Annotated in this window: 12 protein-coding genes; 8 read left to right on the forward strand and 4 right to left on the reverse strand. The window is 72.8% G+C overall.

What is annotated here, in order from left to right; translation table 11 throughout:
* Window positions 1-121 precede the first annotated feature (121 nt).
* The 8 genes from EJK16_RS17025 (at window position 122) to EJK16_RS17060 (ending at window position 6,004) form a co-directional block, all read left to right on the forward strand.
* Window positions 122-490, forward strand: coding sequence for a DoxX family protein (locus tag EJK16_RS17025; RefSeq protein ID WP_127131481.1), 369 nt, complete (start codon window positions 122-124; stop codon window positions 488-490).
* Between the two features lie 131 nt (window positions 491-621).
* Entirely contained in the window at window positions 622-1,254 is a 633-nt protein-coding gene (locus EJK16_RS17030; protein WP_127131483.1) for an NADPH-dependent F420 reductase, read from the forward strand.
* 222 nt (window positions 1,255-1,476) lie between these two features.
* On the forward strand, window positions 1,477-2,355 hold the full coding sequence (locus EJK16_RS17035) for a dioxygenase (RefSeq protein WP_127131485.1): 879 nt from the start codon (window positions 1,477-1,479) through the stop codon (window positions 2,353-2,355).
* A 210-nt stretch (window positions 2,356-2,565) separates the two neighbouring features.
* Window positions 2,566-3,441 (forward strand): SDR family oxidoreductase, encoded by an 876-nt coding sequence (locus tag EJK16_RS17040; RefSeq protein WP_127131487.1) that lies wholly within the window; start codon window positions 2,566-2,568, stop codon window positions 3,439-3,441.
* Window positions 3,442-3,717: 276 nt separating this feature from the next.
* The gene (locus tag EJK16_RS17045; protein WP_127131489.1) at window positions 3,718-4,347 is read left to right on the forward strand and encodes an NADPH-dependent F420 reductase; all 630 of its coding nucleotides are present in this window, start codon (window positions 3,718-3,720) and stop codon (window positions 4,345-4,347) included.
* Between the two features lie 33 nt (window positions 4,348-4,380).
* Complete coding sequence (locus tag EJK16_RS17050; RefSeq protein WP_127131491.1) at window positions 4,381-4,986, forward strand: molybdopterin-dependent oxidoreductase; 606 nt, start codon at window positions 4,381-4,383, stop codon at window positions 4,984-4,986.
* Entirely contained in the window at window positions 4,956-5,705 is a 750-nt protein-coding gene (locus EJK16_RS17055; protein ID WP_127131493.1) for a ferredoxin reductase, read from the forward strand. Before EJK16_RS17050 ends, EJK16_RS17055 begins: the two co-directional genes overlap by 31 nt.
* On the forward strand, window positions 5,705-6,004 hold the full coding sequence (locus tag EJK16_RS17060; RefSeq protein ID WP_127131495.1) for a DUF6510 family protein: 300 nt from the start codon (window positions 5,705-5,707) through the stop codon (window positions 6,002-6,004). The genes EJK16_RS17055 and EJK16_RS17060 overlap by 1 nt, the downstream gene beginning before the upstream one ends.
* A 111-nt stretch (window positions 6,005-6,115) precedes the next feature.
* On the opposite strand, the gene EJK16_RS17065 is transcribed toward EJK16_RS17060, so the two are convergent.
* The 4 genes from EJK16_RS17065 to EJK16_RS17080 all read right to left on the reverse strand — a co-directional run bounded on the left by EJK16_RS17065 (window position 6,116) and on the right by EJK16_RS17080 (window position 11,954).
* Entirely contained in the window at window positions 6,116-7,930 is a 1,815-nt protein-coding gene (locus EJK16_RS17065) for an ABC transporter ATP-binding protein (RefSeq protein WP_127131497.1), read from the reverse strand.
* Window positions 7,927-9,141: an ABC transporter permease gene (locus tag EJK16_RS17070; protein WP_127131499.1), complete on the reverse strand. Its 1,215-nt coding sequence runs from the start codon at window positions 9,139-9,141 to the stop codon at window positions 7,927-7,929. Before EJK16_RS17070 ends, EJK16_RS17065 begins: the two co-directional genes overlap by 4 nt.
* Window positions 9,141-10,220, reverse strand: a complete 1,080-nt coding sequence (locus EJK16_RS17075; RefSeq protein WP_370276082.1) for an ABC transporter permease — start codon at window positions 10,218-10,220, stop codon at window positions 9,141-9,143. Before EJK16_RS17075 ends, EJK16_RS17070 begins: the two co-directional genes overlap by 1 nt.
* Before the next feature lie 99 nt (window positions 10,221-10,319).
* The gene (locus EJK16_RS17080) at window positions 10,320-11,954 is read right to left on the reverse strand and encodes an ABC transporter substrate-binding protein (protein WP_127131501.1); all 1,635 of its coding nucleotides are present in this window, start codon (window positions 11,952-11,954) and stop codon (window positions 10,320-10,322) included.
* Window positions 11,955-11,959 lie beyond the last annotated feature (5 nt).

Consider the following 11,959-nt stretch of genomic DNA (forward strand, 5'->3'; position numbering starts at 1 on the left):
ACAGTTGGTTGACGACTCAAGTGATTCGGGTCTACGTTGACGCTTGTCGCTTCAAGTGAGCGACGCGCCGCCTCCCGAAGTCGGAAGGCGGTGAACCGTAGCCGCAGCCGGAGGATCTGACATGAACATCGCCCTGTGGGTCGTCGCCGGCATCCTCGCTGCGGCGTTCCTCGCCGCCGGCCTGATGAAGGTCGCCCAGCCCAGGCCCAAGCTCGTCGCCTCGGGAATGACGTACGCCGAGGACTTCTCCGACGGCGCCATGAAGGGCATCGGCGCCGTGGAGGTGCTGGGCGCCCTCGGCCTCATCCTGCCGGCCGTGCTCGACACCGCCACCGTCCTCGTGCCCCTGGCCGCGACCGGCCTGTTCCTGGTCATGGTCGGCGCCGCTGTCGTCCACATCCGCCGCAAGGAAACCTTCGTGCCCGCGCTGGTCCTCGGCCTGCTCGCCCTCGTCGTCGCGGTCTTCCGCTTCGGCACCTACGCCTTCTGATCCACCACCACGAGAGGACCCGTTCCATGGGCCTGTTCGACGTCTTCCGCCGCAAGGACACCGCGGCGAAGCACACCTCCACTCCGACGTCTTCCTCGGCGCCGGCCCCCATCGCCACAGGGAGCACAGCAATGAGCACCATCACCATCATCGGTGCGGGCAACATGGCCCGCGGCATCGCCACCCGCGCCCTCGCCGGCGGCTACGGCGTGCAGATCCTCTCCCGCGACGAGTCGAACGCCGGCACGCTCGCGAACGAGCTGACCGGCACGGTCACCACCGGCACCCTCAGCGCCGCTATCACCGGCGACATCGTCGTCCTCGCGCTGCCCTACGACGCCGCGCTGAGCGTGGCCGAGCAGCTCCGCGACGTGCTGACCGGCAAGGTCGTCATCGACATCACCAACCCGGTCGACTTCGCCACCTTCGACCGCCTCGTGACCCCGGACGACTCCTCCGCCGCGCAGGAGCTCCAGAAGGTCATCCCCGCGTCCGCCGTCGTGAAGGCCTTCAACACCACGTTCGCCGGCACGCTCGTGTCCGGCGCGGTCGAGGGCCAGAAGCTCGACGTCGCGATCGCCGCGGACGACGCGGAGGCCAAGGCCGCCGTCGTCGCCCTCGTGGAGTCCGCGGGCATGCGCGCCATCGACGCGGGTCCGCTCAAGCGCTCGCACCAGCTCGAGGGCGTCGGCTTCCTGCACATGGCGATCCAGGGCCAGCTCGGCAACACCTGGAGCACGGCCGTCAAGGTCATCGGGGCCTGAGCACCGCGGCTCCGCCGTCGCACGCCGGCGGCGGAGCCACTCTGGCGGCGCATCCCGTCGTCTCGCGCCGGCGGCGCACCTCGCCGCCGTCTCGCACGCCCGACGGCGCACCCCGCCGCCGTCTCGCACGCCCGACGGCGCACCCCGCCGCCGTCTCGCACCCTGCCCGCGCCGCGCGTCCCCGTGCGGCGCGGGCCGCTGCTTCCACCCGGAGGACACGCCATGAGCTCACTGCTGCACCCCGCCGTCCCGGCCGGCGCCTTCGACGCGTACCTGCCGACCGCCGCGGCGGCCAGCCGCCTCCAGCGCCCCTGGACGCCCGCAGACGGGCCGTTCCCCTCCCTCTACATCAGCCACGGCGCCCCGCCGCTGTTCGACGACCCGGTGTGGATCAAGCAGCTCTCCGACTGGGCGCTCGCGCTGCCCAAGCCACGCGCCATCCTCATCGTCAGCGCCCACTGGGAGAACGCCCCGCTGTCGCTGAGCGGCTCGGACGCCGGCACGCCCCTCGTGTACGACTTCGGCGGGTTCCACCGCCGCTACTACGAGATGACCTATGCCACCCCGGACGCGTCGGCGCTGGTGCGGCGCGTGGTCGCGGTCATGCCGGACACCGAGCCGATCCACCAGTACGCGGGCCGCGGCCTGGACCACGGGGCCTGGGTGCCGCTGAAGGTGATGTACCCGCTCGCCGACGTCCCGGTGCTGCAGATGTCCATGCCCACGCACGACCCGGACACACTGCTCGGGCTCGGCGCACGCCTGCGGTCGCTGCGCGAGGAGGGCGTGCTCGTGATCGGGTCGGGCTTTATGACGCACGGGCTGCCGTACCTCACGCGCGAGATGCTCGACGGCGCCGTCCCGGCCTGGTCCGCGGACTTCGACGCCTGGGCCGCGGACGCCCTCGCCCGCGGCGACGTCGACACCCTCGCCGGCTTCCGCACCAAGGCGCCGGGCATGCCCTATGCCCACCCCACGGTCGACCACTACATCCCGTTGTTCGTCACCCTCGGTGCCGCCACGTCCGCCGACGCCCCGGTCACGACCGTCATCGACGGCTACATGATGGGTATGGCGAAGCGGTCCTTCCAGGTCGCGTGACGAAGCGGTCCTTCCAGGTCGCGTGGCGAAGCGGTCGTTCCAGATCGCGTGGCGGGCGGCCCCGTCAAGGCCGCCCAACCCGTGTGCTGCGTTGGCTGCCCGCGTGTGGCCGCCCCCGCCACTCGGAGCGCACCGGCCCCCGCCCACGGAATTCCGGAAGAGCTCTTCCCGTTCCGCCACCACGTGTTCCACCGATCCCCAGGGAGTGACATGACCACCTACGCCATCACCGGAGCGACGGGGCTCTTCGCCCCCCTCGTCATCGACCAGCTGCTCGAGCGGGGCGTGGCCCCGGGCGACGTGGTCGCCGTCGCGCGCACCCCCGAGAGGGCGGCCGACCTCGCAGGGCGCGGCATCCAGGTGCGCGAGGGCGACTACGACAAGCCGGAGACCCTCGACGCCGCACTGGCCGGCGTGGACACGCTGCTGCTGGTCTCCGGCTCGGAGGTCGGCCGGCGCGTCCCTCAGCACACCAACGTCATCGAGGCGGCGAAGCGGGTTGGCGTCTCCCGGATCCTCTACACCTCCGTGCTGCGCGCCGACACCACCGCGCTCGTGCTCGCGCCCGAGCACAAGGCCACCGAGGAGGCCATCCTCTCCTCCGGTCTGACGTCGACCCTGCTGCGCAACGGCTGGTACACGGAGAACTACACCGACCAGCTCGCCACCTACCTCGCGCAGGGCGTGGTGGTCCACGCCGCCGGCGAGGGCCGCATCGCCGCGGCGACCCGCGCCGACTTCGCCGAGGCCGCCGCCGTCGCCCTCCTCGAGGACGGGGCCGAGAGCGCGGTCTACGAGCTCGCCGGGCCCGCGTTCACCTACGACGACCTCGCCTCCGCGCTCACCGAGGTCACCGGGACGTCCGTGGTCGCGAGCGCCGTGTTCGCCACCGAGCTCACGGAGATCCTCACGGGCGCCGGCCTCGACGCCGGTCTTGTCGGGTTCCTCGTGACCGTCGACGGCGACATCGCCCGCGGCGACCTCGACGGCGACTCCGCTGAGCTCGAGCGCCTGCTCGGGCGCCCGGTCACCTCGCTCACGGACGCCGTCCGCGCTGCGCTCGTCGAGGCGCCGCAGGCGGTCTGACCGTCGGCTGCAGCCGGCGCGGCCGGCGTGCGGTGCGCCCGGCGCGCCTCACGGTGCCACGGGGGAGCAGACCGGGCCGGCTCCCCGCCGGGCCGGCTCCGCGCCAAACCGGCCGGCTCAGCGCCGATCGGCGGGCCGGGGCCGGCGGGCCGGCGGCCGGGACGGTCGACGTGAGCGACTCCCAGGACTACCTTTCGAGGTGCTTCGACCGGGTCGAGCGCGGCCCGTCGACGACGACGTCGGGTCCCGACGCCAGCTCAGCGACGAGGAGCAGCGATGAAGATCAGCATCATCGGCACCGGGAACATGGCACGCGCGATCGGCACGCGCGCGGTCGCCGGCGGCCACAGCGTCCAGGTCCTCAACCGGGATCCCGCCAAGGCCGACGCGCTCGCCAAGGACCTGGGCGCCGATTCCACGGCCGGGCCGCTCGACGACGCGCCGAGCGGTGACCTCGTCGTCCTGGCGCTGTACTACGAGCCCGCGCTCGAGGTGATCGGGCAGCACGGCGCGGGCCTCGACGGCAAGGTTGTCGTCGACATCACGAACCCGGTGGACACCGCCACGTTCGACGGCATGCTCCCGGCCGGAGACTCGTCCGGCGCGCAGGAGATCCAGAAGCGCCTGCCGGGCTCGACGGTGGTCAAGGCGTTCAACACCACCCTGGCCGGGCCGCTCACCGCGGGTGAGGTCGACGGCCAGCCGCTCGACGTCCTCGTCGCCGCGGACGACGCCGACGCCAAGGCCGCGGTGACCTCCTTCGTCGAGTCCGCCGGCCTGCGGGCCCTGGACGCCGGCCCCCTCCGGCGCGCCCGCGAGCTCGAGGCGCTCGGCTTCCTGCAGATGGCCATGCAGGGCGCGCTGGGCAACACGTGGGGCACGACCTTCAAGGTCCTCGGCGCCTGATCTCGGGCGTCCCGACCACGAGGAGGCGACGGCATGTCCTTCGTGTCCCGCGGGTTCACCGGACGGCGTCGCACCGGGCCGCCGGGCCGGCTGCCGCCCGGGCAGTACGACGTGGGGGAGGGGTTCCCCGTCCTCTCCGCCGGCCCGACCCCGCACACCCCGCCCGAGCTGTGGGACTTCACCGTCCAGGGACAGGTCGACCAGCCGCGCCGCTGGAGCTGGGACGAGTTCCGGCGGCTGCCGCGCGAGCCCCTCACGGTGGACATCCACTGCGTGACCAGCTGGTCGAAGTTCGACACCCACTGGGAGGGCGTCTCGGTGGACACGCTCCTGGCCGGGGTGGTGACCGACGCGAGCTTCGTGGTCGCGTTCAGCGACGGCGGCTACACCACCAACCTGCCGCTCGCCGACCTCACGGACGGGAAGGCCTGGGTCGTCGACACCTACGACGGCGCGCCGCTGGACCCCCAGCACGGCGGCCCCGCCCGCCTGCTCGTGCCCCACCTCTACTTCTGGAAGTCGGCGAAGTGGGTGCGCGGCCTCGCCCTGAGCGCCACCGACGAGCCGGGATTCTGGGAGACCTTCGGCTACCACAACCACGGTGACCCATGGCGACAGCAGCGCTACGCCGGCGACTGACCTGGCAGCGCGCCGAGGTCGTCGCCCTGCGGCGCGAGGCCGCACGGGCGTACCGGCTGAGCCTCGACCCCCCGGCCTGGCCCGGGCACGCGCCCGGCCAGCACCTCGACGTCCGCCTCACCGCGCCCGACGGCTACACCGCGCAGCGCAGCTACTCCATCGCGTCGGCACCGGAGAGCCCCGGCGTCGAGCTGGTCGTGGAGCGCCTCGAGGACGGCGAGGTCTCGCCCTACCTCACCGACGTCCTGCGCCCCGGTGACCTCCTCGAGCTGCGCGGCCCGATCGGCGGCTACTTCGTCTGGCCGGAGGAGCCCGACGGCGGAGCCGTGCAGCTCGTCGCCGGCGGCTCCGGGGTGGTGCCGTTCCTCGCGATGCTCGGGCACCGCCGCGCGACGGGCGGCGCCGGGGAGGTCCGGCTCCTGTACTCCGCGCGCACCGTCGACGACGTCATCGGCAAGGACGAGCTCGAGCGGCCTCCGGACGGGGTGCGGGTCGACCTCACGCTCACCCGCGGGGCGCCACCCGGCTGGACGGGCCTGACGGGGCGCGTCGACGCCGTGACGCTCGCGGCGCGCACGCTCGAGCCCGCCCGCCGACCCCACGTGCTCGTGTGCGGCCCGACCGCGTTCGTCGAGACGGTCGCACGCGAGCTGGTGGCTCTCGGGCACGACCAGGCCCGGGTCAAGACGGAACGTTTCGGAGCAACCGGAGGCCAGTGATGCCCGCACCCGAGGCGCAGGACCGGCGCCTGGACGGCAACGCCGCCGCCGGCCCGCTCGCCGAGCTGTTCACCGTGGACCTGACCGCCGCCATGGCCACCTGCGCCGGGTGCGGTAGCACCGCGCCGTTGGCCGCCCACGTTCTCTACGCCGACGCCCCCGCCATGGTGGTGCGCTGTCCGAGCTGCACGTACGTGGTCCTGCGGTTCGCCGCCGACGGCGCCGGCCTGCGCCTCGATCTCACGGGCGCCCGGCTGATCACGGTCACCCCGCCGGCGGAGCCGTCAGCGGCGGGGTGATCCGGCGACGCCCACCGCGCCCCGCGCACCTGCCGGTGTGGTCGGTGTGGTCGGTCCGTCCGCCGCTTGCCGCTGCGGTCGGTCCGGCCGGGCCGCCAGCGCCGCGGTCGGTCAGTGCGGCCGGGCCGCCAGCGCGGCGAGGGCCACGCGCCGTGTCTCCTGCTCGACCGGGTCCGGCACCGGGACCGAGGCCAACAGGCGCCGCGTGTAGGCGTGCCGCGGCGCCCCGAGGACCTGCTGGCCCGGGCCCTCCTCGACGAGCTCGCCACGGTAGAGCACGGCGATGCGGTTCGCGAGCATGCCGACGACGGCGAGGTCGTGGCTGATGAACAGCGTCGCGAAGCCGAGGCGTTCCTGGAGCTCGGTGAAGACCTCGAGGACCTTGGCCTGCACGGAGACGTCGAGGGCGGAGGTGGGCTCGTCGGCGACCAGGAGCTCGGGGTCGAGCGTGAGCGCCCGGGCCAGGCTCGCGCGCTGGCGCTGCCCTCCCGAGAGCTCGTGCGGGAACCGCCCGCCGAAGTGCGCGGGCAGGTGGACGGCGTCGAGCAGCTCCCGCACACGCGGGCGGGCCGCGGCGGTGTCGCGGGCCCTGCCGTGCACGATCAGCGGTTCGGCGATGGCGTCCGCGATGGTCAGCAGCGGGTTGAAGCTGGTCGCCGGGTCCTGGAAGACGAAGCCGATCTTCGCCCGCAGGGGGCGGAACGAGCGCTCCTTGTACCCGACCATCTCGTGACCGAGCACGCGCAGCGACCCGCCCGTCGCGCGCGTGAGGCCCGCGATGGCGCGGCCGATCGTCGTCTTGCCCGACCCCGACTCGCCGACGAGCCCCAGCACCTCGCCGGGCGCGATGGACAGGCTCACGCGGTCGACGGCGCGGAAACCGGGCTGGCGGAGGCGCCCGGGGTAGACGATTTCCAGGTCGCGCGCCTCGACGACGGCGGCCCGCCCCGAGGCTCCGGCGTCGTCCGTGGGGCCCGGCGACGGCGTCGCCATGGTCTGGCCGACGGAGGCCGATGCGGGGGCCGCGTGGGCGTGCGCGGCCGGCGTCGCCACGGTCCGGGGGGCGGACGGCGCGGCGGCGTGCGCGGGCGCCACGCCTGCGCCGTGCCCGCCTGCGCCGTGCCCGCCTGCGCCGTGCCCGCCACCGAGGCGGGGCACCGCGGCGAGGAGGCTGCGGGTGTACTCGTGGCGGGGGTTGGCGAAGAGCTCGCGCGCGTCGGCCTCCTCCACCACCTTGCCCTGGTACATCACGGCGACGCGGTCCGCGAGGTCGGCGACGACGCCCATGTTGTGGGTGATGAGCACGATGGCGGAGCCGAACTCGTCCCGGACGCGCCGGAGCAGGTCGAGGATCTCCGCCTGCACGGTCACGTCCAGGGCGGTCGTGGGCTCGTCGGCCACGATGACCTTGGGCCCGAGGACGAGCGCCATGGCGATGACGATGCGCTGCTTCTGACCGCCGGAGAACTGGTGCGGGTAGTAGTCGACCCGCGTCTCCGGCTCCGGGATCCCGACCCGGCCCAGGATCTCGATGGCGCGCTCGCGGGCCTCCTTCTTGGAGACCTTGCCGTGGGCGCGCAGCCCCTCGCTGATCTGCCAGCCGACCGTGTACACGGGGTTCAGCGCGGTCGACGGCTCCTGGAAGACCATGGCGACGTCCCTGCCCCGCACCGCGCGCAGCCGGGCGCCGTCGAGCCGGACGATGTCCCGGCCCGCGAGCACCACGGCGCCGGAGACGTCCGCAGTCTCCGGCAGGAGCTTGAGGATCGTCTTGGCCGTGACGGTCTTGCCCGAGCCGGACTCGCCCACGATCGCCAGCACCTGGCCGGGCTCGACGGTGAGGGAGACGCCGTCGACGGCGCGCACGGGCTCGGCGTCGGTGGCGAAGGAGACGCGGAGGTCGGTGATCTCGACGACGGCGGTCATGACTCGGCTCCATGCCTGGGCTCGGTGGGGTGTGGCTCGGACCCGCCGGTCGACGCGCCGGTCGACGCGGGGGAGGACGCAGGGGACGGCGAGATCGGCGTCGGGAGCGCGGCCGCGGGCGCGGCCGGCAGCGACGGGCCCGGCCGCCGTCCCCCGCGCGGCGCCCTGGGGGCGCGCCGGCGGATGCGCAGACGTGGGTCGGACAGGTCGTTCAGGCTCTCACCGACCAGCGTGACGCCGAGGACCAGCAGCACGATCGCGGCGCCCGGGAAGATGCCGGTCCACCAGATGCCGCTGGCCACGTCGGCGATGGCCCGGTTGAGGTCGTAGCCCCACTCGGCGGCCGCCGTCGGGTTGATCCCGAAGCCCAGGAAGCCGAGGGAGGCCAGCGTGAGGATGGCCTCGGCGGCGTTGAGGGTCAGGATGAGGGGGAGGGAGCGGGTGGCGTTGCGCAGGACGTGCCGGCCCAGGATCCGCGCCGTGGAGGTGCCGACCACCCGCGCGGACTCCACGAAGGGCTCGGCCTTCAGGCGCACCGTCTCGGCCCGGACCACGCGGAAGTACTGCGGGATGAACACCACGGTGATGGAGATGGCCGCGGCGACGATCCCGCCCCAGAAGCTCGACTGCCCGCCGCTGATGATGATCGAGACGACGATGGCCAGCAGCAGCGTGGGGAAGGCGTAGATGGCGTCGCAGATCGTCACGAGCACCCGGTCGACCCAGCCGCCGAGGTAGCCCGACACCAGCCCGAGGGCGATCCCGACGAAGATCGAGGCGACGACGGCGATGATCACCGTGAGGATCGCCGTCTGCGAGCCCCAGACCACCCGGGAGAAGACGTCGTAGCCCCCGACCGTCGTGCCCCAGAGGTGCTCGGCCGACGGCGGCGCCTGGCGCGGGAAGTTCCCGTCCGGGCCGCTGAGCTGGTTGTAGGCGTACGGCGCGATGACCGGCGCGAGGACCGCGAGGACGACGAAGGCGGCGCACAGGACCAGGCCCGCGACGAGCATGCCGCGCTGGAGGCCGACGCTGCGGCGCAGCTGCCAGACCAGCGGCAGCGTCTTCCACCTCGCCTCGGACGAGCCACCGTGCGCGACGGCGACCGCCTCGGTGGACCCTGCGGGGTCGAGGGAGGTGGCGGGCTGAGGGGAGCCGCCGGGTTCGGGTGACCCGGCGCCCGGGCGCCCGGCCAGGTCGGTGTCGCTCATCAGTACCTCACCCTCGGGTCGATCAGCGCGGCGATGACGTCCACGACGAAGTTGGTGACCGCCACGATGACCGCGAGGAACGCGACGATGCCCTGGACGGCGACGAAGTCGCGGGTGGCCAGGTACTGCGCGAGCTGGAAGCCCAGGCCGCGCCACTCGAACGTCGTCTCCGTGAGGATCGCGCCGCCGAGCATGAGGGCGATCTGCATGCCCATGACCGTGACGATCGGGATGAGCGCGGGCTTGTACGCGTGCTTGCGCACCAGGCGCAGCTCGCCCACGCCGCGGGAGCGGGCGGCGTCGACGTAGTCCATCCCCAGCGTCCCGATGAGGTTGGTGCGCACGAGGCGGAGGAAGATGCCCGCGGTGAGCAGCCCGAGCGCCGTCGCCGGCAGCGCCGCGTGCATGAGGATGTCGCTGATCAGGTCCCAGCGGCCGGTCCGCAGGGCGTCGACGATGTTGATGCCGGTGGAGCCCTGGATGCGGCCGAGGACGAGCTGGACGTCGGTGCTCGCCCGGCCGCCGAGGGGGAACCAGCCGAGCCCGACCGAGAAGATCAGCTTGAGCAGGAGGCCCGCGAAGAAGACGGGAGTGGCGTAGCAGAGGATGGCGAGGATGCGCAGCAGGGCGTCGGGCCAGCGGTCGCGCAGGTAGCCCGCCAGCATGCCCAGGGGGATGCCGACGACCAGCGCGACGACGAGGGCGAAGAAGACCAGCTCGACGGTCGCCGCGCCGTAGGTGGTCAGGACCTCGCTGATCGCCCGGTTGTCCGTGATGGTCCGGCCGAAGTCCCCGGTGAAGACCTGCCCCAGGTACTCGAGGTACTGGACCAGGATCGGGCGGTCGTAGCCGGCCGCGTGGAGCCGCTCGGCCAGCTGCGCCTCGGTCAGGCGCCCTCCCACGGACGCGGTGATCGGGTCGCCGACCACCCGCATGAGGAAGAACACCAGGCTCACCAGGATGAACACGGTGGGGATGATGAGCAGGAACCGCACCAGGATGTACCGGCCGAGCCCCGAGCCCCCTCCCGTCTTCGCGGCAGCCGTGCTGCCGACGGTCCGCTCGTCAACGATCGTCACCGTGCGGTTGTCCTCTCAGGTCGTGGCGATCCCAGCCGGCCGACGCCGGCCGCGCCCCGTGGAGCGCGGCCGGCGCCGGCGGTGGCGCGAACGGGCCGGTCAGCGCCCGAGCGCCGAGTAGCGGAACTTGAACGAGGCGTCGAGTGTGTCCTCCACGCCCGTGATGTCCGTGCCGGCGACGGCGACCTGCGCGCCCTGCAGGTACGGGACGGTCGAGAGGTCCTCGGCGACGAGCTGCTGGATCTGCTCGATCAGCGCGGTGCGCTCGCCGGCGTCCGGCGTGGTCGCCTGCTTGAGGATGAGGTCGTTGACCTCGGCGTCCTCGTAGTGGTTGCCCAGGAAGTTCTCGGTGAGGAAGAACGGCGTGAGGTAGTTGTCCGCGTCGGAGTAGTCCGGGAACCAGCCGAGCTGGTACGAGGGGTAGAGGTCCTCGCGGCGCTCGGAGGAGTACGTGTCCCACAGCGTCGACTGCAGGTTGACGTCGAACAGCTTTGTGGCCTCCAGCTGCGCCTCGATCATGGCGTACTCCTCGTCCGAGGACTTGCCGTAGTGGTCCGGGCTGTACTGCAGGTCCAGGGTGACGGGGGTCGCGACGCCGGCGGCGGCCAGCGCGGCGGCCGCCTTGTCCGTGTCCGGCCCGCCCTGCCCGTCGCCGTAGAGCTCCTTGAGGGGCTCGGCCGCACCGGTCAGGCCGTCCGGCACGTAGGAGTACAGCGGCACGTAGGCGCCGTTGTAGATCTCCGTGGAGAGCGCCTCGCGGTCGATGGAGCTGGCCACGGCCTGGCGCACGGCCAGGGCCTTGGCGGGGTCGGCCTCGGGCGTCGCGGCGCCGAACGGCTGGGTGTTGAAGTTGAAGACCAGGTAGCGGATCTCGCCGCCGGGCCCGTCGTGGACGGTGACGTTCTCGTCCTCGCGCAGGTCGGCGAGGTCGGTGGGGCTCAGGCTGCGGTTCGCGACGTCGACGTCGCCCTCCTGCACCGCGAGCTTCAGCGAGGTCTCCTCGGTGAAGTACTTGGCGGTGATCGAGGACGTCTTCGGGGCGCCCAGCAGGCCCTGGTAGCCGTCGAAGGCCTCGTACTTGATGAGCTCGTTCTCGGTGTAGTCGGTGATCGTGTACGGGCCGGCGAACGCCTCGCCGTCGACGATCTCCTGCGACGGGGTCAGCTCGGTGGCCGAGAAGACCTCCTCGTCCACGATCGGGCCCGCGGGGGAGGAGAGGATCTGCGGGAAGATCTGGTCGTCAGCGGTCTTGAGGTGGAAGACCACCGTGCGGTCGTCCACGGCCTCGGTGCTCTCCAGGTTGTACAGCAGCGAGGAGGGGCCGTTGCCGTCGGCGATGGCCAGCTGGCGGTCGAACGTGAACTTCACGTCCGAGGCTGTCAGGTCGTGGCCGTTGGCGAAGGTCAGGCCCTCCTTCAGCGTCACCGTGTACTCCGTCGGAGCGGTGAACTCCGCGCTCTCGGCGATGTCCGGCTCGACGTCGGGGCTGCCGTACGGGGTGTTCGTGAGGAACGGGAACACCTGGTTCTGCACGGCGAAGGAGCCGTTGTCGTAGCTGCCGGCCGGGTCGAGCGCCGTGATGACGTCGGTGGTGCCGATGGTGATGCCCGCGGCGGCGGCGGTGTCGCCCTCGTCGGCGCCCTCGGTCTCTGCGCAGGCAGCCAGCACGAGGGCCAGAGCGGCAGAGATGCCGACGACGCCCGAGGCGCGGTGGCGGTGTCCAGCGAATGCCATGGAGT

The sequence above is a fragment of the Georgenia sp. SYP-B2076 genome, from assembly GCF_003991205.1.
Classification (GTDB): Bacteria; Actinomycetota; Actinomycetes; order Actinomycetales; family Actinomycetaceae; genus Georgenia.